The organism is Salinimicrobium sp. TH3, from assembly GCF_026676115.1.
GTDB lineage: Bacteria > Bacteroidota > Bacteroidia > Flavobacteriales > Flavobacteriaceae > Salinimicrobium.
On sequence record NZ_JAPONB010000007.1, the window covers coordinates 53,669 to 76,756 of the forward strand.

20 protein-coding genes are annotated in these 23,088 nt (G+C 41.6%); 5 read left to right on the forward strand and 15 right to left on the reverse strand.

Features of this window, described 5'->3' with window-relative positions; all coding sequences use genetic code 11:
- Positions 1–1,083 precede the first annotated feature (1,083 nt).
- The 9 genes from OU683_RS11680 to OU683_RS11720 all read right to left on the reverse strand — a co-directional run bounded on the left by OU683_RS11680 (position 1,084) and on the right by OU683_RS11720 (position 10,743).
- The gene (locus OU683_RS11680; RefSeq protein ID WP_268138475.1) at positions 1,084–2,034 is read right to left on the reverse strand and encodes a GDP-L-fucose synthase family protein; all 951 of its coding nucleotides are present in this window, start codon (positions 2,032–2,034) and stop codon (positions 1,084–1,086) included.
- Between the two features lie 72 nt (positions 2,035–2,106).
- Positions 2,107–2,496, reverse strand: coding sequence for a GxxExxY protein (locus OU683_RS11685; protein WP_268138478.1), 390 nt, complete (start codon positions 2,494–2,496; stop codon positions 2,107–2,109).
- Positions 2,497–2,568: 72 nt separating this feature from the next.
- Positions 2,569–3,687 (reverse strand): GDP-mannose 4,6-dehydratase, encoded by a 1,119-nt coding sequence (gmd, locus tag OU683_RS11690; protein WP_268138481.1) that lies wholly within the window; start codon positions 3,685–3,687, stop codon positions 2,569–2,571.
- 68 nt (positions 3,688–3,755) lie between these two features.
- Entirely contained in the window at positions 3,756–4,757 is a 1,002-nt protein-coding gene (locus OU683_RS11695) for a mannose-1-phosphate guanylyltransferase (protein WP_268138484.1), read from the reverse strand.
- Positions 4,758–6,116: 1,359 nt separating this feature from the next.
- Complete coding sequence (locus OU683_RS11700; RefSeq protein WP_268138486.1) at positions 6,117–6,593, reverse strand: UpxY family transcription antiterminator; 477 nt, start codon at positions 6,591–6,593, stop codon at positions 6,117–6,119.
- Between the two features lie 1,107 nt (positions 6,594–7,700).
- The gene (locus OU683_RS11705; protein WP_268138488.1) at positions 7,701–8,348 is read right to left on the reverse strand and encodes a hypothetical protein; all 648 of its coding nucleotides are present in this window, start codon (positions 8,346–8,348) and stop codon (positions 7,701–7,703) included.
- Between the two features lie 713 nt (positions 8,349–9,061).
- Positions 9,062–9,817: an SDR family oxidoreductase gene (locus OU683_RS11710; RefSeq protein WP_268138490.1), complete on the reverse strand. Its 756-nt coding sequence runs from the start codon at positions 9,815–9,817 to the stop codon at positions 9,062–9,064.
- Between the two features lie 83 nt (positions 9,818–9,900).
- Positions 9,901–10,278, reverse strand: a complete 378-nt coding sequence (locus OU683_RS11715; protein WP_268138492.1) for a four helix bundle protein — start codon at positions 10,276–10,278, stop codon at positions 9,901–9,903.
- Between the two features lie 309 nt (positions 10,279–10,587).
- Positions 10,588–10,743, reverse strand: coding sequence for a lmo0937 family membrane protein (locus tag OU683_RS11720; RefSeq protein WP_029038389.1), 156 nt, complete (start codon positions 10,741–10,743; stop codon positions 10,588–10,590).
- Positions 10,744–11,064: 321 nt separating this feature from the next.
- Here OU683_RS11720 and OU683_RS11725 point away from each other — a divergent pair, with 321 nt between their 5' ends.
- From OU683_RS11725 to OU683_RS11745, 5 genes are all read left to right on the forward strand, one after another.
- Positions 11,065–12,411, forward strand: a complete 1,347-nt coding sequence (locus OU683_RS11725) for an FAD-dependent oxidoreductase (protein ID WP_268138494.1) — start codon at positions 11,065–11,067, stop codon at positions 12,409–12,411.
- 2,008 nt (positions 12,412–14,419) lie between these two features.
- Entirely contained in the window at positions 14,420–14,965 is a 546-nt protein-coding gene (locus tag OU683_RS11730; protein ID WP_228912892.1) for an RNA polymerase sigma factor, read from the forward strand.
- Entirely contained in the window at positions 14,949–15,572 is a 624-nt protein-coding gene (locus OU683_RS11735) for a hypothetical protein (protein ID WP_268138496.1), read from the forward strand. The genes OU683_RS11730 and OU683_RS11735 overlap by 17 nt, the downstream gene beginning before the upstream one ends.
- Entirely contained in the window at positions 15,553–16,950 is a 1,398-nt protein-coding gene (locus OU683_RS11740; protein WP_268138498.1) for a hypothetical protein, read from the forward strand. Before OU683_RS11735 ends, OU683_RS11740 begins: the two co-directional genes overlap by 20 nt.
- A 23-nt stretch (positions 16,951–16,973) precedes the next feature.
- A complete protein-coding gene (locus tag OU683_RS11745; RefSeq protein ID WP_268138500.1) occupies positions 16,974–17,660 on the forward strand; it encodes a peptidoglycan DD-metalloendopeptidase family protein in 687 nt (228 codons plus the stop codon).
- 485 nt (positions 17,661–18,145) lie between these two features.
- Here OU683_RS11745 and tnpA read toward each other — a convergent pair whose 3' ends face one another.
- From tnpA to OU683_RS11775, 6 genes are all read right to left on the reverse strand, one after another.
- Positions 18,146–18,604, reverse strand: coding sequence for an IS200/IS605 family transposase (gene tnpA / locus OU683_RS11750; RefSeq protein ID WP_268138502.1), 459 nt, complete (start codon positions 18,602–18,604; stop codon positions 18,146–18,148).
- Between the two features lie 410 nt (positions 18,605–19,014).
- On the reverse strand, positions 19,015–19,599 hold the full coding sequence (locus tag OU683_RS11755) for a DUF2911 domain-containing protein (protein ID WP_268138504.1): 585 nt from the start codon (positions 19,597–19,599) through the stop codon (positions 19,015–19,017).
- Positions 19,600–19,877: 278 nt separating this feature from the next.
- Positions 19,878–20,375 carry a DUF2383 domain-containing protein gene (locus OU683_RS11760; protein ID WP_268138506.1) on the reverse strand — a complete coding sequence of 166 codons (498 nt, stop codon included), beginning with the start codon at positions 20,373–20,375 and terminating at the stop codon, positions 19,878–19,880.
- 147 nt (positions 20,376–20,522) lie between these two features.
- Positions 20,523–21,254: a VIT1/CCC1 transporter family protein gene (locus tag OU683_RS11765; RefSeq protein ID WP_268138508.1), complete on the reverse strand. Its 732-nt coding sequence runs from the start codon at positions 21,252–21,254 to the stop codon at positions 20,523–20,525.
- A gap of 21 nt (positions 21,255–21,275) precedes the next feature.
- Positions 21,276–21,806, reverse strand: coding sequence for an iron transporter (locus OU683_RS11770; protein ID WP_268138510.1), 531 nt, complete (start codon positions 21,804–21,806; stop codon positions 21,276–21,278).
- Between the two features lie 210 nt (positions 21,807–22,016).
- Positions 22,017–22,535 (reverse strand): DUF4199 domain-containing protein, encoded by a 519-nt coding sequence (locus tag OU683_RS11775; RefSeq protein WP_268138512.1) that lies wholly within the window; start codon positions 22,533–22,535, stop codon positions 22,017–22,019.
- Positions 22,536–23,088: the final 553 nt, after the last annotated feature.

Genomic DNA, 23,088 nt, shown 5'->3' on the forward strand with positions numbered 1-23,088 from the left:
GGTTAGTAAGACGTATTTAATGAAGAGCAATTATTTCAGTTATGAGTTAGGAGTGATGAGTTATGTCTTTACAGTTGCCTGTAGCCAGTTACGAATTACCTGTTGCGGGTTGCGCGTCATTTCGTTTTCTGTTTACCTTTTTTACTGAATAACCGCATTCTGAATCTTGAATTTTAAATCTTGAATTCGAAATGCCGCCTGCGGCGGCACGGCTTCGCCGCTCTGAGTCCCACAATGAGTGCGGTCAGATCGATGAAAGGTTCAGAAAATCAGATAAATGACATCCGAACCCGCGAGCCGGCAAATATATTCGTTAACTTTACTTTAAGACAAACAATGAATGTTAAATAATAGAAGTTTTTTATTAACAATAGGCAAAAGCTTCAATCTTTACGGAAAACCGTAATGGCATTGGGGTTTATAGTGGGAAAGAAAGTGGAAAATGAGAAAAAGGAGGAGAAGGGAATGTTAAATTTTTTGTAAGAATACAGAAAGAATTTCTGATAGAATTTAAGAAAACGTTTGCGGTGTCGGTTGTCAGTTGTCTGTTTTGAGTGGTGGGTTAATTCGGTAAATGTTTAAGTGGTTAAATGGGGATTGGTTAATTGGGGAATGGTGAATTGGGGAATGGTTATTAGTTAATCGGGGAATGGTTTAATGGGGATTGGTTGTTCTCGATACTAATTTCCCCCTTCTCTCGCAGGTTTAAATTCACTCGAACTGATGGGGAATGGATAAATGGGGATTGGTGTTCTCGATACTAATTTCCCCCTGCTCTCGCAGGTTTAAATTCACTCGAACTGACGGGGATTGGTTAACTGGGGAATAGTTGTTCTCGATACTAATTTCTCCCTGCTCTCGCAGGTTTAAATTCACTCGAACTGATGGGAAATGGATAAATGGGGAATGGTTAATTGGGGGAATGGTTGTTCTCGATACTAATTTCTCCCTGCTCTCGCAGGTTTAAATTCACTCGAACTGACGGGGAATGGATAAATGGGGAATGGTTAATTGAATTTTTTTTACTGGTTACTGATTACTGATCACTGAATACTAGCCCCTAATCTCTAATCCGCAGATTTTTTATAGCTTGACTTCTTTAAAACTGTATTTGTTCTTCAGGAACCACTGGTAAGTCTTTTTTATCCCATCTTCCAATGAAGTTGAAGCTTGCCAACCTTCTTTTTTGATTTTTGATACCTCCATTAATTTACGTGGGGTGCCGTCAGGTTTTGAGCTGTCCCAGATAATATCGCCTTTGTGACCGGTGATCTCCTGGATAAGTTCTGCCAATGCTTTAATGGTAAGATCTTCTCCTGTACCTATGTTGTATAGATTTTCTTCCAGCTTATTGTCCAGGGCAAAGAATACAGCAGCGGCAAGGTCGTCCACGTGTAAAAATTCACGCATGGGTTTCCCCGAGCCCCATAAAGTTACCGGCACATGCCCGTTCTCCTTTGCGTCATGGAATTTCCTGATCATAGCAGGAAGTACGTGGGAGGTTTCCAGGTCAAAATTGTCATGGCTCCCATAGAGGTTAGTAGGCATTAGAGACACAAAGTCTTTCCCATATTGTTTTCTAATAGCTTCACAAGCTTTTACTCCGGCTATCTTTGCGATGGCATACCACTGGTTAGTGGGCTCGAGGCTATCCGTCAACAGGTATTCCTCCTTTAATGGCTGTGGCGCATTTTTAGGATAAATACAGGAGCTACCCAAAAAGATGAATTTTTCTACATCATTTTTATGGGCTGCATCGATCAGGTTGTTTTGGATCTGTAGATTTTCCATCAGGAACTGGTATGGGTAATCATTGTTCGCAAGTATGCCTCCAACTCTTGCAGCTGCATCAATAACCACTTCGGGGTTTTCTGTTTCAAAGAAGTCGGTTACTTCCTGCTGATTGCGAAGGTCCAGTTCTTTGGAGGTTTTACCTATCAGGTTGGAGTAGCCTTCAGCTTTAAGTTTTCTCCAAATTGCGGAGCCAACCATGCCTTTATGACCCGCTATGTAAATTTTAGTGTTCTTGTCCATTTGATATTTTAGTCTTCCGGGGTGTTCTTACCGCTGATCTAATTTTGTTTTGATTCCGCGGATTATTGCGGATTACACCGAAGGTTTTGAGTTGATAAAGCGTTTCCACTTTAAACTTTTCTCTCCAAAGTTGATGAGGAGTCCGATTTCTTTATTGGTGGCTTTTAAGTAATTGATTACCTGGCTCTCCAGATTCTTATTTAAAAAGGAAACAGATTTTATTTCCAGGATTATCTTATCGTAACAAACAAAGTCAGCAATGAAATATTTATTCAGCTTTTCGCCTTCATAATGTAAATTCAGCTTTTTCTGATCTTCAAAAGGTATTTCTTCCTTCCTGAATTCTTTGGCCAATACTTCCTGATACACTGACTCTAAAAATCCACTACCCATTTTTTTGTGCACCTCCATACAAGCTCCGATGATCTTATAGGTTTCTTGTTCAAATAGGAGAGGAGACATAATCCGTGCAATCAGTTTAAATCAATGGAATGTGTTTTCCGTGTAATCAGCTAAAATCCGTGTAATCCTATTCTATTCGTAATAATTCAAAGTGGGATATCCACCCTCCTTTAAATGGCAATCCTTCTTCATGAGCTCCACATCAGAACGCATCATGTCTTTCACAAGATCCTTCAGATCATACTCAGGTACCCAGCCAAGTTTGTTCTTTGCTTTACTTGCATCTCCAATTAGAAGATCGACTTCGGTAGGACGGAAATATTTTGGATCTACGGCAAGTACTTCTTTTCCTTCTTCTAATTGAAAGTCGGGATTGCTGCAGGATCTTACGTATGCTTTTTCATCTACACCGTTCCCAATGAACTTAAGTTCGATTCCAACTTCAGCGAAAGCCATACGCACAAAATCTCTAACAGGGGTGGTTTTACCGGTTGCGATTACCCAGTCTTCAGCTTCTTCAGCCTGCAGGATCATCCACATCATGCGCACATAATCTTTTGCATGCCCCCAGTCTCTTTGTGCATCCAGGTTTCCTAAGTAGAACTTGTCCTGTAGACCAAGAGCAATACGAGCTGCGGCACGAGTGATCTTTCGGGTTACAAAGGTTTCCCCTCTTAAAGGTGATTCGTGATTGAAAAGGATACCATTACAAGCGTACATTCCATAAGCTTCACGATAATTTACCGTGATCCAGTAGGCATACATTTTGGCTACTGCATAAGGAGAACGAGGGTAGAAAGGAGTGGTTTCTGTTTGGGGTACCTCCTGTACTTTTCCGTACAATTCTGAAGTTGAAGCCTGATAGATCCGGGTCTTTTTTTCGAGTCCGAGAAGGCGAACAGCATCAAGAATTCGAAGTGTTCCCAGTCCATCTGCATTACCTGTGTATTCGGGTAGTTCGAAAGAAACATGTACGTGAGACATTGCTGCCAGGTTGTAGATCTCATCGGGCTGTATTTCCTGGATAAGACGAATTAAATTGGTGCTGTCGGTAAGATCCCCATAGTGCAGAATGAAATTCCTGTTATCCTGGTGCGGGTCCTGGTACAAATGATCTATCCTGTCTGTATTGAACTGAGAAGATCTTCTTTTGATCCCATGGACAATATAATCTTTCTTTAAAAGGAATTCACTCAGGTAAGCTCCATCCTGCCCGGTCACTCCGGTAATTAATGCTATTTTCTTACTCATGCTGTTAATGGATTTCACGGATTTTTAAAAGATTCTGCTGATTAGTGCGGGTACCGCGGATTGTATACTTAATTAAGTAGAAGAGAATTTTGCTCCTCCAATTGTTGATATATTTTCTTTACGTCCTGGGAGACTTCTTTTTGTAGTACAAGGTTGGCATCTTCGGTACAAACTAAAATGCTGTTTTTCATGCCAACAAAGGCAGTGAATTTGTCGCAACCAATCACCATGTTGCCTTCCAGGTCTACAGGATGTCCTTTTTGGTGTAGATAATCATATATCGCCTCGAAACTTCCCATATCGCTCCAGTCAAAAGACGAGAGAACAACTTTGATTTTTTTGCTCTTTTCCATTATGGCATAGTCAACGCTGATGGCCGGGATATTCAAAGAAGTTTTAAGTTCCAGCTGTCCATCTTTGCTGTTTTTCCATGCGGTAAGGGATCTTTCGTAGATTTCGGGTTGGAACTGCTTTAGCTCCTCAAGGAAAACTCCGGCTCTAAAGCAGAACATGCCGCTATTCCAAAGAAAATTTCCTTTCTTTAAAAAATCCTCTGCTGTTAAAGCATCAGGTTTTTCTCTAAAGGAGAGGACATCTGCCTCTTTATGTTCGATATAACCGTAGCCTGCCTCGGGCCTTGTAGGCTGTATTCCGAAGGTTACAATATTATCCTGTTCAGCCAGAGCAATGGCATTTTGAACAGCAATTGAATATTCCGGGCCCTCCTCAATAACATGATCGGCAGGGGTTACTAATAAAATATCATCAGGATTGGCAGCAAAGGCTGCAAAGGCAATGGCGGGAGCGGTGTTACGCGGAGTGGCTTCGACAATGTGCACAAACTCAGAGGTCCCAAGTTTTTGAAGGCTGTTTTCTGAAAGTTGCCTGTTTCCCTGGTTTCCCACCACAATTAGCCCATCTGAAAAAGCAATGTTTCGTTGCACTGCCAGTTCAAATAATGAATTGTTTGCGAAAATACTGAGATATTGTTTTGGTCTGGACTGCCTGCTAAGAGGCCATAATCGGCTCCCTACCCCTCCCGTAAGGAGGACGTGAAGAATTTTTGACATGAATCTCTTGATTATTTTGCCTTTTCAGAAGGTAGGGGCTTCTTCGTGGCGAGTATTACTTTGCTGTTAACGATTCCCGCTGTGAGATTTAAGAAGATGTTATTCAAACTTCGCAATTCTAAATTCGTATCTCTAACTTCCTGTCACGGCTTCGCCCCTCTGAGCCCCATCTAAAGTAGGTCAGGTCGATGAAAAGCTCCGAAAATCAGATGACTGACATTCGAACCTTAGAGCCGGTAAATATATTCGTTAACTTTACTTTAAGACAAACATTGAATGTTAAATAATGGAAGTTTTGTATCAAAATCCGGTAAAAACGCCACTTTTTAAGGAAAACCGTAATGACAGAAAGGTTTTTGGCCAAGAAAAAGATAAGGGAGGAAAGAAAAGAGGAGTAGGAATGTTAAATTTTTCTTAGGAGTCGGGAGAAATTCTTTGGTTAATTTTAAGAAAACGTTTTGGTAATCGGTTGTCAGTTGTCTGTTTTGAGTTGTGGGTTAATTCGGTAAATGCTTAAGTGGTTAAAAGGGGATTGGTTAATTAGTTAATTGGGGAGTGGTTAATTTGGTTTTAATTTTCCTAATTCCTAATTCCTAATTCCTAATTCCTAATCCCTAATCCCTGAAATTTAATTAATTGGTTAATTGGGGATTGGTTAACTGGGGAATGGTTGTTCTCGATACTAATTTCCCCCTGCTCTCGCAGGTTTAAATTCACTCGAACTGACGGGGAATGGATAATTGGGGAATGGTTAATTTGGTTTTTAATTTCCCTAATCCCTAATCCCTAATCCCTAATCCCTAATCCCTAATCCCTAATCCCTAATCTCTGAAATAGTTAATTGGTTAATTGGGGATTGGTTAACTGGGGATTGGTTTTTCTCGATACTAATTTTCCCCTTCTCTCGCAGGTTTAAATTCACTCGAACTGACGGGGAGTGGATAAATGGTGAATGGTTAATTGGTTAATTGGGGAATGGTTAAATTGGTTTTTAATTTCCCTAATCCCTAATCCCTAATCCCTAATCCCTAATCCCTAATCTCTGAAATAGTTAATTGGTTAATTGGGTATTGGGTATTGGTTAATTGGGAAATGGTTGTTCTCGATACTAATTTCCCCCTGCTCTCCAACTGACGGGGAATGGTTAATTGGATTAAATTTTTTTTACTGGTTACTGATTACTGATCACTGAATACTAGCCCCTAATCCCTAAAATAGTTAATTAGTTAATTGGGGACTGGTTAATTGGGGATCGGTTAATTTAATTAAATAAGCCAACAGCTAAAAGCTAACTGCCAACAGCTCTTTAACTTTGATCTTTAATCACTTGATCCTGAATTTTGAACACGGAATATTGAATTACGAAAGAACATCCGACACCCTGACATTCACAACCACCCCAAGATCTTTTAAGACAAGTCTGAGGCGCTTTTTTCCGATCTGCTCTACAACCCCTTCTTTACCTTTAAAGCTGCCCTCTGCAATAGTGAGTCGGTCGCCGGGGGAGAGGTGGGATACTTCTACCGCTTCCACGCGGTCATCCTCCAGCCAGTTTTTGATTGTGTTGATCTCTTCCTGGCGGATAATGGCAGGTTTTCCCAACCAGAATACATATTGAACTGCCCCGGGAACATCGAAAACCTGTGACCGGTTTTTTTCCTCCAGGTACACGAAAACATAAGATTTAAAAAGGGGAGAAGTGACTTTCTTTTTGCGGTCGCTCCACTGTTTTACTTCCGTAATAGTGGGGCAGTAGACCTCAATCTCTCTTTTCTCCAGTTCATTCGCAACTTTTTGCTCCCACCGCGGTTTAGTATACAGGGCGTACCAATTCATATAATCTTTGTTGTCTGTCTTTGATAAAATTCTTTTCTGCGGTAGGGAAGCAGAAATTTTAAGGGGGCAACCCCGTTGTTGAACAAATGTAAGCATAAGTTGGAAGAATGAAAAGGCGGAAATGATTTGAAAATTTGAAGATGTTGGGACATGAAGATTGGGAGGGAAGTTTTTCTGGCCACGAACCCGCCTGCCGGACGGGCTGGTGCACGAATGGCTTAAAAGGCGTTAGTCGGTAGTCCGTAGTCTGTAGAGCCAACAACCAACAGCTAATAGTTTAAAAATGAGATCCCTCGTCGCATTCTCTTTCTACCGAAAGCAAATGCTCTGTCGGGATGACAGCAGGAATTCAGTCGGCAGTACGGCTGTACTAAGTCGGCAGTAAGTGCTTTCTGTGTCCGTTTGAAGATTTATAAATGAAGAAGATAAACATCAGGTGTAAATCAGATAAACCGACAACCGAGAACAGACAACTGATAACTGAAAAAGCCAACCCTCCTACGCCAAAGCTTCGGCGGCCAGGCAGCCGCTAGCTCAAATGATGAGATCCCTCGTCGCATTCTCTTTCTACCGAAAGCAAATGCTCTCTCGGGATGACAGAAGAGATTCAGTCGACAGTGCGCAGTACTAAGTCGGCAGTAAGTGCTTCGTGTTTGTTTGAAGAATAAAATAAAGAAGAAAAACATCAGGTGTAAATCAGATAAACCGACAAACGAGAACAGACAACTGATAACCGAAAAAACCAAAATCTTTCAGGACCGACAACAGAAACTTGTTCCTGCAAGGTGTAACCCTACAATAAATACTGGCAACAGGCAACCCGAAATTCAGTAAAGCAGTACGGAGTACTAAGTCGGCAGTAAGTGCTTTGTGTGTGTTTGAAGATAATAAATAATAAAGATAAACATCGGGTGTAAATCAGATAAACCGACAACTGAGAACTGACAACTGATAACCGAAAAAGCCAAAACCTTCAGAACCGACAACAGAATCTTTTTCCTGCAAGATGTAACCCTGCAACAAATACTGGCAACAGGAAACAGGCAACAGTAAAAACTCGCAAATTGCAACCCACAACAATTTTCACTCCGTCACTCCATCACTCCGTCACTCCGTTACAACTTCCACATCCGTAAAAAACAACTCGAAACTCCCATCCTCACTTCGGTGCATTTTAGCAATGGCTATTCCCTCAAAAACATCATAATCTTCCCAGGTAGTAGCCAATGGATTTTCTCTACTTCCCCCGGATAGGTATACCCATTCCTGTATCATATAGTCATTTCCAAAGTAGACTTCGTACATGTCACCCGGGGTATAACCGGCGCCGTCGGGATATTTTACTGTTACCCGCTGCATTTCTTCGCCGCTTATAGGTGCAGTTGCCTGCTCTGTATGTTCCCATTCCATCTCATCCCAAACCAGGTGGAAAGGGAAAAGCAGCCAGTATTGATCATTAATGAACCGCTGATCTACCGCTTCATGTTGAGAAGCCTCTGTTTCGTAATTGTAGCTTGCAGTACTGTCGGGCGTTGTGAGGGTAGCTGTCTTCACCTGTGGCCGCCACGTCCAGGCTCTGCTGGTTCTGAGAGTGTCATCAACTCTCACGTTGAAGGTGTAGCGGAGTTCCTTCACATCTTCGAAATTCTGTATTCCGTTAGCTTCAGCTATTTTTTGCACAATAGTTTGATCTTCATTTTCATGGCAGGAGGTGATGATAAGGAGAAGGAGGACGAGGAGAGTGACTTTTTTCATATTATTATAGTTGGTATTGGATAAAGATATGAAAATGGGGGATTAGTTAATTGGTGAATTGGGGATTGGATAATCGATATCCAAAAAGCACGATTTCCAGGCCAAAATTCACAATCTACCAATAGAACAAAGCCTAAAGGCTAAGCTCATAGCAAACAGGCATAGCTCCTAATAAAAAATTGCTAACTAATTACTGCGCACTGCGAACTACTTTTCCCGGCTCCCTTTAGGGTAAGGGGTAAACCATCAAAAGACACCAGCTGTTGGCACGGACCTGTGATCCGGGACGATTATCAAAATTAGGAAAGATGGAGATGTTCTACATCCAGGGGGGAGATTGCTTCAGTTGCCTTTTCGGCTCCTTCGTAAAGACGTAAAGATGCTAAACAGTTGAAAAAAAACTGCCAACTAATCACTGCGCACTGCGAACTACTTTTCCCGATTCCCTTAAGGGCCAGGGCAAAACGGGAAAGGCGCAGCCACTACAAAACGCCAACAGCTAAAAGCCAACAGCCAATAGTTTAAAAATTGATGAGATCTCTCGTCGCTCCCTCTTTCTCACGAAAGAAAAAGCTCTGTCGAGATGACAACAAAAGTGGCAACCGGCAACAGATAAAACTCGCAACCGGCAACCGGCAACAATTAAACACCTGCAACCTGCAACTAAGAACAACCTTGAACTTTAAACCTTAAACCCACAACGGCCGCAGGCCCTAAAGCGCTTTCACACTCATACCTCCATCAGCCACTATATTCTGTCCGGTAATGAAGGATGATCTGTCCATGGCCAAAAATGCTATTATCGAAGCAATTTCTTCGGGTTCTGCAATGCGGTGGAGAGGTGTGCGACGCAGGATCATCTCCTTACGTTCGCCTTGAAGAACTGAATCTGTAAGCGGAGTTCTTGTATACCAGGGTGAAACAGCGTTTACTCTAATGTGATCTCTGGCCCATTCAACAGCTAAACTTCTGGTTTGCTGCAGGAGTCCGGCTTTAGCCATGGCGTAAGGAGTACCTGTACCCACATCCTGGGTCGCAGCAGCCGATGCTATGTTGATGATCTTCCCATTTTTGGATTTCACTAGTTGTGGGTAAAGTTCCCGGGCCAGCAGAAACGGCGAGATTAGATTGGTCTCCAATACCTGCCGGTGTTCATCTTCTGAAATTTCAGTAGCTTTCTTCCGAATGTTGATCCCGGCGTTATTTACCAGAATGGTCACCGCTTTCCAGTTGTTATCTACCCAGGTCGAGATCTTTTGGCGGCCTTCAGCTTTTGTGACATCGGCAACTATTCCTTTTACTTTGTATCCGTCCGAAGTGAATTTATCTTCTACCTTAAGAATATCATCTGCATTCCTGGCGGTAAACAGAACTTCTGCACCCAATTTTAAAAATTCCAGTACAGTCGCACGCCCAATTCCTTTGGAGCCGCCGGTAATGACAGCCGTTTGTCCTTTTAAGTTCCACATGTTTTTGTTATTAGTTAATTAGTGATTGGTTAATTGGGAAATGTTTATTTTTTCATTTCTAATTCGTTAATTCTAATATTAAATTACTGCTTTTCCTCGGCTTGTCTCCTAAGATATTTAATGTATCCATTGATTAATTTTATACAAGACTCAGTTTGGAGACGGACGTATTGTAGTTTTTCATCTGAGATATAATCCCATGCCTTTGCTTCAAGAGAGTGGTCCAGGATTTCTGCTATTGAGCCCCGGGCATTAAAAAGAAATTTTATGTTTTCTTTGTAATGATATCTACCCCATCCTTCTGCTATGTTAGCTGTTGCTGATCTAGAAGCTCGCAATAGTTGAGAATATAATTCAAATCGCTCCGTTTTTGGTAAAGAAGGGAGAATTTTTTCTTTAATGTAAATTTTAAGTTCATTACAAACCTGCCAACATTGAAGGTTTTCAAAATTCTCTGCCATCTTCTTTTTAGTTAATTGATTAATTAGAGTTAGAGAGTGGAGAGGTTTTTTATTTTCCCTAATCCCTGAAATTGGTTAATCAGTTAATTGGTTTTTTAATTTTCCTAATCCCTAATCCCTAATCCCTAATCCCTAATCCCTAATCCCAGTCCTCAACTCCTATTTTCTAGTACTCGAACTTTTTAAAAAAGGAGAGGCCGCTCCAAATATGAATAAGAAATGAGAGATCACTCTAAAATAGAGGATTCAGAAATTCTTTTTCATATTTACCGGGGCGGCCTCTTATTCTTTGGGCTGCAAATAGTCGATTTACAGGCTCCTTCCCGTTAGTAATTTATAAATGATCAGGATCACTGCAATTACGATCAGGATGTGGATAATACTACCAAGATCTGGAAAGGCGAAGTAGCCTATCAACCATCCAATGATCAGTAAAACGATAATAAGCCAAACTAAATCTCTCATAGTTCATAATTTGTGCAACCTTGTGGCTGCTGGTTAGATATAATGGTTGTATGCATTATTAATCTGTGAATTTTTAATTAGTTTCTAACAGATTATTTATTAAATGTACAAAAGCTTTCATTCCTTGGTTTGACTTTAACGGAGGTTTAACCCTTCCAAAGTATTAAGGTTTGAGGAATAAAGATTAATATATAATACGGTAAGTGAGCGGGAACAACCTGTGACCTGAAATATTTTCTGCAACCCGTAACTTTTAACTCGCAACAGCTGCCGGGCAACAGTAAACTCGCAACCGGAAAAAATTGTATTTTCGCAGGCAACATGCAGCACACAAAAAATATTGCCATAGTCGGCACCGGCCTTGTCGGTTCTTTACTTGCCCTTCACCTTAAGCAAAAAGGACATTCTGTAACCGTTTTCGACCGCCGCCCCGATGTGCGTAGGGTTGAATTCTCGGGCCGCTCCATTAATCTTGCCATGTCTAACCGCGGCTGGAAAGCTTTGCGCGAAGCCGGTATTGAGGAGGAGGTGAGGAAACTTGCTATTCCGCTGTACCGTCGTGCCATGCATGTAAACAGTAGCCCTGTGTATTTTCAGAATTATGGAAAGGAAGGGGAGGCGATTTACTCGATTTCCCGCGGAGTTTTAAACCGAAAGATGATCGATCTCGCAGAAGCTGCCGGGGCCGAATTTCGTTTTGAAGAGAAGGTATGGGATGTGGATCTAACGCAAGCCAGGCTCTATACGGGAGAATCTGAAAAAGGGGAGTGGCAGGAGTACAATTTTGATCTTATTTTTGGGGCCGATGGTGCTTTCTCACGGGTGCGCCACAAGATGCAACGACAAAGCAGGTTCAACTATTCCCAGAATTTCATTGATGTGGGCTATAAGGAACTGCGTATTCCGGCCAATCCCGATGGTTCACACAAGCTCGATAAAAATTCTTTTCATATATGGCCCCGTGGCAAGTTTATGTTGATCGCCATGCCCAATCTTGATGGGAGTTTTACCTGCACTTTGTTCCTGCCTTTTGAAGGGGAGCATTCCTTTGAAAGTCTCACTAACGAAGCTAAAGCCGAGAGTTTTTTTACAGAGTTCTTTCCCGATATCAAGGACGAGATCTCCAATCTTACCCGGGACTTTTTTAAAAATCCTACCAGCGCCCTGGTGACGGTAAAATGCTATCCCTGGACCTATTATGACAAAATAGCCCTAGTGGGGGATGCCGCTCATGCCATAGTTCCTTTTTACGGGCAGGGAATGAATGCCGGCTTTGAAGATATTTCTGAACTCAGCCGCCTTGAAACTGACTTTGGGGACGACTGGGAAAAGATCTTTGCACAATACCAGGCATTGCGGAAGCCGAACGCCGATGCCATTGCCGAACTCAGTTACCGGAATTTTCTTGAAATGAGTAGTAAAACTGCCGATCTCGACTTTTTACTTCGGAAGAAGATCGAAAAGAAATTTGCCGCCAAACATCCTGAACAATGGATTCCTGTATATTCCAGGGTCACATTTTCTGAAGCACCCTATGCTGAAGCTTTAAAAACCGGCGACCGGCAGGCTGCTATAATGGATAAAATAATGCAACTTCCCAAAATAGAAGAAAAATGGGAATCGGCTGAAGTGGAGCAAAAGATCCTGGAGTTGCTTAAAGGAAGTTAGACTTAAGATTTACGAAGGCCGAAGTTTCATATGCCATCCCGACAGAACTTCCTGACCGGCAGGGAAGGAAGTGACGAGGGATCTCAATTTTTTAATGTGAAAAATTTCCTGCAAGAATTACCTTCTAAAAATGCCATTTCAGAGACTCACTTTTAAGGACATTTTACTGACCAAAGATTTCTCAGTCGCTGAAAAAGCTCCTTCGAAATGACAACAAACCTGAAAACAGCCCTCCTTTGCTAAAGCTTCGGAGGACAGGCACCAGTCAACCTGCAACAGTTTGGAACTTGCAACACGCAACACGCAACCCGCACCTCGCACCTCGCAACATTTTGAAAATATAATGGATAAACCTTCCACAGTACTACCTCGCGCAAATGCACTTTTCAGCACCTCTTCCTGTCCACTGTTCTCCACCCTCCGTCTACGAAAAAGAGGTTTCTCACTCGCTAAAAAAGCTCCTTAGAAATGAGACCCCTTTGTCATCCCGACAGAACTTCCTGACCGGCAGAGAAGGAAGTGACGAGGGATCTCAATTTTTTAATGGGAAAAATTTCCTGCAAGAATTACCTTCTAAAAGTGTCATTTTCAGCACCTCTTCCTGTCCACTGTCCTCCACCCTCCACCCTCCGTCCACAGAAAAGAGATTTCTCAGTCGCTGAAAAACTCCTTCGAAATGACATCCGTTTGTCATCCCGACAGAACTTCCTGACCGGCAGGGAAGGAAGTGATCAGGGATCTCACTTTTCTTCCTATCCACTGTTCTCCACCCTCCGTCCACTAAGAAAAGATTTGTTAGTCGCTAAAAAAGCTCCTTTGAAATGACACCCCTTTGTCATCCCGACAGAACCTCCTGACCGGCAGGGAAGGAGGTGACGAGGGATCTCATGATTTTAGGTACATAAGCTAAGACATATCTACCTTACGTCTAAATTCACCTGTTAATTTCCCCTGTCCCGTAGGGACCAAAGATCGGTGAAAATAAACGAGCAAGGAAAAAGAGTCCTGTAGAGACGACAGGGATGTTTCCAACTTACTGCAAGAATTACCTTCTAAAAGTGTCATTTTCAGCGCCTCTTCCTGTCCACTGTCCTCCACCCTCCGTCCACAAAAAAGAGATTTCTCAGTCTCGGGAAATGCTCCTTCGAAATGACACCCGTTTGTCATCCCGACAGAACTTCCTGACCGGCAGGGAAGGAAGTGACGAGGGATCTTATGATTCTACGTACAAAAGCTAAGCTCACATCTACCTTACTTCTAATTTCCCCTGTCCCGTAGGGACAAAAGATCGGTAAAAATAAAATAGCTAGTAATAAAGTAGTCCCGTAGGGACGACAGATATCCCTTTCAGCATTACCTTCTTAAAATGCACTTTTAAGATCTCTTCAATTTACTTTTCCCTGCCCTTTGTACACTGTCCACTAAGAAAAGATTTCTCAGTCGCTAAAAAAGCTCCTTTGAAATGACACCCGTTTGTCATCCCGACAGAACTTCCTGACCGACAGGGAAGGAAGTGACGAGGGATCTCACTTTTCTATTTCTATAACCTAAATTCAATATTCCAGTTCTACCTTCACCTGCTAATTTCGCCTGTCCCGTAGCGACGACAGATATCCCTTTCAGCATTACCTTCTTAAAATGCCACTTTTAAGATCTCTTCAATTTACTGTTCTCTGCCCTCTGTACACTGTCCACTAAGAAAAGATTTCTCAGTCGCTAAAAAAGCTCCTTCGAAATGACAACGAATTTGGATAGGGCCCTCCTTCGTTTTAGCTTCGGAGAACCCGAAATCGGCAACCGGCAACAGTTTCCAACTTGCAACCCGCAGCTCGCAACCCGTACCTCGCAACATTTTGAAATATTCGGGATAATACCTTCCGCAGCAAACCTCTCAATAATGCCATTTTGGAAAGGTCTTCAGAAAAAAATCTACATTTAATAAATTTTTTTGCAACGCGACAGGAATATTGTCGTCTTTAAAGTGAAACCCAACCAAACTGAAGTTATTTTGATACAACATCAATTAATAGAGGCTTGCAAACAGAACGACCGCAGGGCGCAGCTTAAGCTCTATAACAAGTATTGCGACGGCATGTATTACGTTGCCCAGAGGTTTATCAACGATCCGTTTGAAGCTGAGGATGCCATGCAGGAGGCTTTTATCAAAGCCTTCGAGAAACTGGCGCAATTCACCGGAGAGGTGTCGTTTGGAGCCTGGCTTAAAAGAATCGTTATCAATAAGTGTCTCGATAAGCTAAAGGCCAGGAAGTTGGAGCTGGTAGCGATCAATGAACAGATCCTTGGAACTGTTGAGGAAGAGGAGAACTGGAATGTTGATGACGGTGTCGGACTCGAAGAGGTGAAAAAAGCCATGGAGGAACTGCCCGAAAAATACCGCTATCCTCTCATGTTGTATCTCATTGAAGGTTATGATCACGAAGAAATTGCAGATATACTGAATATTTCTCAGGTGGCCTCCAGAACACTGGTTCACCGCGGAAAGAAGAAATTACAGGAAGAACTTAAAGAAAAAAGACATGGCACAGGATATTAGAAAGATGTTACAGGAAGACAGAACCTTGCCTTCCAGGCCTCCAAAAGGACATCAAAAGAGATTTGAGGCAAGACTGGAAGAAAACTTCCCGCAGGAAAAAAATGACAAATCTTCAAACAGGAATTTCTTCTTCCTTAAGATAGCCGCTGTGTTCATAGTGGTATTGGGAATTGGATTCTTCTTTCTTAACCAAAACGACAGCTTTAACGGCAGCCAGGTAACCGACGCTCCTGTTGAGGTACAAACTAAAAGCGACAATGACAGCGATATCCCGGTGACCAAAGAGTATCAATTAAGCGATGTTTCGCCCGAATATAAAAAGATCGAGAACTTTTACCTGGCGAGCTTAAATATGGAACTGGCAAAACTGGATGTTAACGATTCTAACAAGGTGCTGGTGGATTCTTTTATGAAGCAGTTATCGGGCCTCGACCAGGAATATAAAAAATTAAATGCCGAAATAAATGAAACCGGACTAACAGAAAGCAGTGTGGAGGCTTTGATCTCCAACCTGCAATTAAGACTTGAATTGCTAAACAAATTGAAGAATAAAATTAAAGATATCAATCAATCTAAAAAACAGGAAAATGAAAACTACAGGGCTTAAAACCGCGATTATAGCACTGCTCTGCGCGGCTCCTATGCTGGCGCAGACAAGCAAACTGGATAAAACTTTTAAAACCAACAAGGACGTTACTGTGAATATTGATGCCCGCCATACGCTGGTGAATGTTGAGTATTGGGATAAAAATGAAGTTCGGGTATCGGCTCATCTTGAAGGAGGGGAAGGGAACAACACCAAAGCTCTTCAAAACTGGAGGCTGGATGTGGATGGATCGGCATCGGAGGTGAAGATAAATTCGGCCGCAGCACCGGGCGGGCCGGGGGATTTTAATATGGCTGCACTGCAGGCTCCCCTTGCAAAACTGCCGGAGATGATTGCCCCGCTAACCGAAATGATCGGGCCTATGCTGGAAGGTATTGCAGATCATCCTTTACCACCAGAATTTTATGCCAGCATGGGAGAGATCCACTTTGATTATGAGCAGTATCAAAAAGATGGTGAGAAATATATGGAGCAGTTTGAGAAAAAGATAGAGAAGAATTTCGGTAAGGATTTCGAAAAGGCGATGGAAGACTGGGCCCAGAAATTTGAAAGAGATTCTGCTCTTCGAAAAAAGCAGGAGATGAAAATGGAGGCCTGGAGTAAGGATTTTGAGAAAAAAATGGAAGCCTGGGGCGAAAGCTTTGGAAAAGATATGGAAAAATGGGGTGAAGAATTTGGAAAGGAGATGGAGACCTGGGCCGCCAATGTAGAAAAGCAGGCAAAGGAGCAAAAAGGTAATTCCAACTCAAATATTATTTTTCTTAAGGAAGGAAATTCTGAAAAGAAAGTATTGAAGGTGAGAATGCCCCGAAATGGACAATTAAAGCTAAACGTGCGTCATGGAGAGGTGCAGCTTGGAGGAACTACCAACAACCTTCGAGGGGAAGTATCTCATTCTAAATTCAGTGCCGGGGAAATTGCGGGGAGGAATACTAATTTCAAATTGGCCTATACACCTGTAATGATCAAGAACTGGAAGTACGGAGTTCTTAACGCGGCTTATGTGCAGGACCTTAGGATCGAAAAAGCCGAAAGCCTTAAGCTTGAATCCAATTCAAGCAATGTGCATCTTAAAGAGCTGGGTGAAACAGGAATTCTTGCCGGGACTTTTGGGGAGCTTAGGATAGATAAGGTATCGCCTGGTTTTAAGAATTTGGATATCACTCTTGAGAATTCAGACCTTGTGCTGGATCTTCCCGAGAGCTCTTTCAATTTCACATATAATGGAACCAACAGCGAAGTAGAATATCCAAAAGGGTTGAAGCTAACATCCAGCAAATCCTATGACAATCAAAAGTTAAAAGGTTATAACGGCAGCCAAAATGCCGGTGCTTCAATAAATATTCAGGTAAGATTTAGCGATGTTGTTTTGAAGTAGCATATTTTTGGACAAAAAAGTAAATGTCCCGACATAATTTCTTAGCCGGCCTCACTACAGGATTCACTCCCGTAATTGATGCCGGTTTTTCTTTGCCAGATTACCGGCATGTTGACCTCTCGGTCAATAATCCTGAATTATCCCAGGCGCATTTTAATTCTCCGGAAGCTTTTCAGGAATACCTTGATTATTTTATGCGGAAGCGGGGAGGAAAGATAACCTATGGAGGTTACAATGAACACCGCGGACTTTATCGACGCAGTGATTTATTTTCTTCTGCGGAAGAGGAAGATTTGATAAGGAACCGGCATATTGGTTTGGATATCTGGGCACCACTGGGTACAAATGTACTTGCTGTTCTGGATGGAAAGATCCACAGTTTTAGAGATAACGATAATTTTGGCGATTATGGACCTACTATTATTCTGGAGCATCAAATTGAAGACAGAAAGTTTTACACCTTATACGGACATCTGGAAAAAAGATCGCTGGAAAACCTGAAGGAGGGGCAGAAGGTTAAACAGGGAGAACAGATCGCTACATTGGGAGGTGCGTTAGAAAACGGAAGTTATGCACCTCATCTTCATTTTCAGATCATTTTAAATATGCAGGGCAAAAAAGGAGATTATCCCGGGGTCGCCGCCAAAAAAGACCTGGATTTCTACCTGGACAATTGTCCCGATCCAAATTTGTTGCTAAAGATCTATTAATTAACGGGTGGTCATGATGCCTTAGTCAAGGCTCTTTAGGTAGCCAAAGGTCCCGGAAGGACGGCAGGTTAATAGAATGTGCAGATACATTTTTAATCCCATGGTGATTACCTATATGAGGAATGAATATTTCATTTATGGAGTGCCTGTGGGTAGAACAAGATATTTAGAAATAAATATTTCAGTCCAGTAGGAACCTAGGATTAGAACAAGATATTAGGGAATGATAATTTATTTTTCAGTCTTCTGGGGACTACTTAGGGTAGAAAAGGGTATTTATAAATAAATATTTGAGTCCCGTAAGGCCTACCTATGGGCAGTCTAGATCCAGAGTGATTATTTTATTTTCAGTCCCGTAGGGACTACCTATGGGTAGCCATGATCCAGAGTGATTATTTTATTTTCAGTCCCGGAGGGACTGCCTGTGGGTAGAAAAAAATGTACAGAGCGCAACTGTGCCGTTAGGTACAGCATATGATCGATCATCAAATAGGTTTAAATATATATCGATCATCAAATTTGATATTAAATGCTTCCAGAAGGTTTATATACTCCTCCTGAAATGTCAGTGTTTTGTGATGCTCTTCTTGGTTTTGTATGTATCTTATTACACTTGGTAGTTGTGTTTTTGCATATGAAAATGCACCGTACCCGGCTTGCCAGGAAAATTTTCCATTTACAAATCCTTTATTGTTTATCCATTTAGATGAATCCTGCTTTACCTGTTTCATTAGATCAGAAAGAGATTGGGAAGGTCGCATCCCAAACAAAATATGGATATGGTCTGGCATACCGTTTATTTGTAATACTTTATGTTCATTGTTTTGTATAATGCCGGTGATGTATTTATACAATTCATCCTTAAAAGCATTTCGAATCAGACTTTCCCTGTTTTGTACAGCAAAGACTGTTTGAATATGTATTTCTGTATATGTGTTTGCCATGCTTTATTTATATATCCCGTACCTAAAGGCACGGAAATCTAAATAAATTCTAATTTCTACCTGTAGGATGTCCCTAACGGGACATAATTCTTTTTATGGAATTTAATCCATTCTGTGAAACCCCGTACCTAAAAGCACGGAAATCTGAATAATTCTAATTTCTACCGGTAGGGTGTCCTTAACGGGACATAATTCCTTTTATGGAATTTAATTCTTTCTGTGAAGCCCCGTACCTAAAGGCACGGAAACCTGAATGAATTCTAATTTCTACCTGTAGGATGTCCCTAAAGGGACATAATTCTTTTTAATGAAATTTAATCCTTTCTGTGAAACTCCCCGTATCCTGAAACAGGGCAATCGTATTTTAGTTCATACTCTCAATAAATATTCCTTGACGTGCCATAAAATTTTCACGATGCTCTCACCTTTTCTATGGTCTCGGGATCTTTCAAAGGCACACGCACCAGGGTTTGGTCCCAGGCAAGATTAAAGTTTATTAGGCCCTGCTTTTCTTCGAAATAAATTGTGAATTGTTCGATCGGGTTCTTTAGTTTTTTCACCGGTACTTCGACCGTGAGTACGTCATATTCCGGGATTCGGGATGGGAGTTCGTCGGCGGTAATACCCCAGGGGTACATTTCAGAATTGAAGATCACCTTCCAGGAATTCTCTTTTGGAATGGTCCAAAGGGTGTAGGTGCCTGCCTGCAGGAGCGAACCATCTACAAGAATATCTTTAGAAGTGTAGAAAGTGGTGGCTTCATTAGCCCCGGTTCTCCATACCTGGTCGTAAGGAACGAGTCCGCCAAAGATAGTCCTGTCTTTTTTGTAAGGACGGTTATAAAAAACTTCCAGCTGCAAATCTCCACTGCTATACTCCACAGTAGCTTCGGGACTAAACGATTTGGTGTTGTTCTTATAGATGATGTAGGTGAGCATGATCGCCCCTAACACAATTATAAAACCTAGAAATCCTTTCTTAACAGTACTTTGCATGTGCTAATGTAAACAATTTCCGCGCCGAAACATGCTTAACAGGAAATACCAAAAGCTGATTTAAAAAAATGTCATTCCGACGATAGGAGAAATCTCTGGTAGAAACGAAAGATTCTTCGCTTCGCAAAAGCTATGCTCTGAATAACAGAAGGACTCCCTCTTAAAAAGTGGTAAGTGAAGATATTTTTCAAGAAATATCCATGGTTAGGCCCATAAATTGATAACTTAGAAATAAAAAAGCCCCAATAGGGGCTAATGTAAAAATGTTTTTGTGCCTATTACATCGCCTTCAGCTTACGAACTCTTGGGCGATTGGAAGGATCTAACGCTTCTTCTCCCGATTCATATTTAAGGCATTTCTGTACTGCACTTTCTATAGTTTCTTTTTGCTTTTTTAGGATCTTCAGGATCTCCTTAGGCAAAGCTTTATTTTCAATTATCTCATTATAAAGCTCCAGGTTTTCCTCGTCTTTTTTTCTGCATTTTTTCAGCAGTTTTAGGGGTTTGGCCTTAACAAGGGCTTTTCTCTCTTCCCGCCAGTCGCGATCAAGATTTCCTTTTTGCACCCATTCCCTGGCGGGTTCCACATCTGCCTGAACAAGCTGTTCAGAAATTTCGTAGCTAAAGCGGTTCCTGTTTACAGTCTCATGGTTGAAAAATCGCTTCAACTCCACCTGCTGTACATCCTCGCTCGCATTGTAATAAATACGTTCTGCTTCAAAACTCTCTATAAGCAACGAATTTAACTTCTTAAATTTAGAGTAACGATCTTCCATAATTATTGTTTTATAACTTCGAAGATAGTTACGTTTGTAGATTATTTACTGCTAACCAATTGTTAAATCACTGATTTTTAATAGAATATTCAGTAAAATTTAAGAATAAGAATTCAGGTGTTAAGAAATTTCGGGATTAGAAATTTCCTACATCGCCACAAACATCTTTTCGAGAACATCTCCCACGAAGTAGGCGAGGAAGGCTGCTAAACCTCCTAGGAGCAGGGTCTCAAAAATGCCGAAAAGAATATTCTTTTCGGTTACGAAACTTTTTAGACTACCTACAATGGCGAGAGCTACCCCGGTTAAGATACAGGAGTAAAGAAAAAGATCATCCTGTATAGATGGTCCTGCACCGGTAAAAACATAAGAAAGCAGCGGGACAGAGCCAACTACCACGAAACTAAAAAAAGTCATACCGGCTGTTTTATATGGGGCCTTATCGCTTTTTACCATTTCCAGTTCCTCTTTCATCATGGTATCCACCCACACATCCTTATCGGCTGTTATTACGTCCACAACCTGTTCCAGCAGGTCGCCTTTAAAGCCTTTGGCCGCATAGATCTCCCTAATTTCCTCTACTTCCTTTTCCCGCAGGTTTTCAATTTCCCAGTATTCTACTTGTTTATGGCGTTCAAAGGTGTCCCGTTCTGCCTTGGTAGAAAAGAAATTGCCAACGCTCATTGAAAAGCCGTCGGCAATAAGATTCGCTAGTCCGAGGATGACCACAACCTGTATTCCAAGGCTGGCACCTTCGGCTCCTGCTACTACTGCAAAGGTGGTGATGGCGCCGTCTATGCCCCCGTATACGAATTCAGCAATATAATCTTTATTGAAGAAGAGGATCTTTTCCTGAGAGTGGAGTTGTTTTTCCTGCATTGGACGATATTTAATTAGTGGCTATTCCGGTCCATGAGGTTCCCTGCCTGTTTCCATTTCGATCTCAATTTCGACATTTACATCCTTTTCATAACGTTTTCCTTTGATCTCATCATGCCTGTGGAATTCGGGTGCAGGAATTTCCAGTTGGACTTTATATTTTCCTTCTTTTGGTATTTTAAAAAACGCGCCATAATGCAGCAGGAATGGATGCCACAGGAGCGGGAAATCTGTCTCAACGATCTGCTTTCCATCCCGATCCAGCACTTTACCGCGAATCTTTAGCCCCGGAATGAAACGCTTGTCTTTCCTGTCTCTCACCACGATTTCCAGGTGCGTATTAAAACCTTCTTTTGGAGTGTTCCACTTCAGCTTTCCTTCCTGCAGTTGGTAGGTGCCTTCAGCTTCTTCAGAAGCCAGGCTAATTATATAATCATCCACTTCTTTTTCGGCGTGGTTGTCCATTTCTTTCATGTAATCCAGGGCTGCCGAATATGCTTTTCCCTGGTCTTCGGCTAATTTGATCTTCTTTTCGTTGTCTTCGATCTTCATTTTTTATTTCTTAAGGGTTAGTCTCTTTAAGATAAGAACAAGTGCTTGTCTTTGCTGCTAATGCCCTGTTAAAAAAGGGTTCAAAAATGTCATTTTAAACCTCTTTTTGAGATAAGGATGTAAGACAAATTCTGAAAAACAAAAAATCAAGAAAGGTCTCCTGTCAAAAATGCGTTTTTGCACAATGATTTTTTTAGGAGCTTTCATGATCTATCTGTAAGGAGTTGTACCTTTTACCTGGTGCGGATTTGGCACCTTTCGCCGCATAATAAGTGCGGCAATGGCTGCTGTTATAAGTCCCGTAACGGCTGCCCACAATAGACTTTGCAGAATGTAGTTGGAGATATTGAAGTAGGCTTCGGCTTCTTGCCTGGTCATTTCTCCTGTTTCTACGGAATATTCAGTGATGTTGGCGAAATATTCAGGGGTAATGACAAAGCTTATTAACAGTTGTACAAAAGGGGAGAGGATCACAATTCCCAGGGTTAGGATTGCCCCGCTTTTAAATCCTTCTTTCCAGCTCATAACGCCATTGTGAAAGTTCTTCCTCTTGTCGTAAAGTGCCAACAGGTAAATGCCAATAGCCACTATGGCAAAAAAGCTGGTGTAGAATGCATGTTCCGAGATATACTCATCATGCAGGCCGAGTAATTTTTCTCCCACCATCCACAGGATCATGACCACAGAAAAAATTACGGCCCATTTGATTTCAATACGATACTTGCTCATGACGAAAAGGTTAGTTCTCTAAAATTAACAAAAAAAGCCTTATTAAAACAGGTCGTTAAAAAAAGAGGCTGAAATTATGATACACCTTCTTCTTTGCTTTTTCAGGTTTACTCATTAAAAAAGCAATTGTGAAGTGATGCTAAAATTTATACAATCTAACTTAAATCTGTCCCGAGACTTCGGGAGGTTGAAAGTGAAAAAAAATCTAAAGAGATGCTGAAATGAATTCAGCATGACGAGGTATAGTTTCGTCAACCTGAACTTGTTTCAGGTTCTCATTTACAACAGTAGCATCTGGATAGATTCTGAAATAAATTCAGCATGACATAGGGCTAATAAAAAGAAAGAGGCCTGAAAAGCAATTTTGCCTTTCAGACCTCCTTAAAAAAGATATACTGACCACTGATCACACCTCCTCTGTCCTGCGGACATCTCCCCTTTGTAAGGGGAGAAATATTTCGTACTACTAATTAGGAGTAGTGATATGTCGGCGTTTTAATTATTGATCACTAATAACCGGACCCCTCTGTCCTACGGACATCTCCCCTTTGTA

Bases quoted from the DNA above. Each gene is read 5' to 3' on its own strand.
- OU683_RS11680 (WP_268138475.1), bottom strand. From the start codon at position 2,034: ATGGACAAGAACACTAAAATTTACATAGCGGGTCATAAAGGCATGGTT.
- OU683_RS11685 (WP_268138478.1), bottom strand. From the start codon at position 2,496: ATGTCTCCTCTCCTATTTGAACAAGAAACCTATAAGATCATCGGAGCT.
- gmd (WP_268138481.1), bottom strand. From the start codon at position 3,687: ATGAGTAAGAAAATAGCATTAATTACCGGAGTGACCGGGCAGGATGGA.
- OU683_RS11695 (WP_268138484.1), bottom strand. From the start codon at position 4,757: ATGTCAAAAATTCTTCACGTCCTCCTTACGGGAGGGGTAGGGAGCCGA.
- OU683_RS11700 (WP_268138486.1), bottom strand. From the start codon at position 6,593: ATGAATTGGTACGCCCTGTATACTAAACCGCGGTGGGAGCAAAAAGTT.
- OU683_RS11705 (WP_268138488.1), bottom strand. From the start codon at position 8,348: ATGAAAAAAGTCACTCTCCTCGTCCTCCTTCTCCTTATCATCACCTCC.
- OU683_RS11710 (WP_268138490.1), bottom strand. From the start codon at position 9,817: ATGTGGAACTTAAAAGGACAAACGGCTGTCATTACCGGCGGCTCCAAA.
- OU683_RS11715 (WP_268138492.1), bottom strand. From the start codon at position 10,278: ATGGCAGAGAATTTTGAAAACCTTCAATGTTGGCAGGTTTGTAATGAA.
- OU683_RS11720 (WP_029038389.1), bottom strand. From the start codon at position 10,743: ATGAGAGATTTAGTTTGGCTTATTATCGTTTTACTGATCATTGGATGG.
- OU683_RS11725 (WP_268138494.1), top strand. From the start codon at position 11,065: ATGCAGCACACAAAAAATATTGCCATAGTCGGCACCGGCCTTGTCGGT.
- OU683_RS11735 (WP_268138496.1), top strand. From the start codon at position 14,949: ATGGCACAGGATATTAGAAAGATGTTACAGGAAGACAGAACCTTGCCT.
- OU683_RS11740 (WP_268138498.1), top strand. From the start codon at position 15,553: ATGAAAACTACAGGGCTTAAAACCGCGATTATAGCACTGCTCTGCGCG.
- OU683_RS11745 (WP_268138500.1), top strand. From the start codon at position 16,974: ATGTCCCGACATAATTTCTTAGCCGGCCTCACTACAGGATTCACTCCC.
- tnpA (WP_268138502.1), bottom strand. From the start codon at position 18,604: ATGGCAAACACATATACAGAAATACATATTCAAACAGTCTTTGCTGTA.
- OU683_RS11755 (WP_268138504.1), bottom strand. From the start codon at position 19,599: ATGCAAAGTACTGTTAAGAAAGGATTTCTAGGTTTTATAATTGTGTTA.
- OU683_RS11760 (WP_268138506.1), bottom strand. From the start codon at position 20,375: ATGGAAGATCGTTACTCTAAATTTAAGAAGTTAAATTCGTTGCTTATA.
- OU683_RS11765 (WP_268138508.1), bottom strand. From the start codon at position 21,254: ATGCAGGAAAAACAACTCCACTCTCAGGAAAAGATCCTCTTCTTCAAT.
- OU683_RS11770 (WP_268138510.1), bottom strand. From the start codon at position 21,806: ATGAAGATCGAAGACAACGAAAAGAAGATCAAATTAGCCGAAGACCAG.
- OU683_RS11775 (WP_268138512.1), bottom strand. From the start codon at position 22,535: ATGAGCAAGTATCGTATTGAAATCAAATGGGCCGTAATTTTTTCTGTG.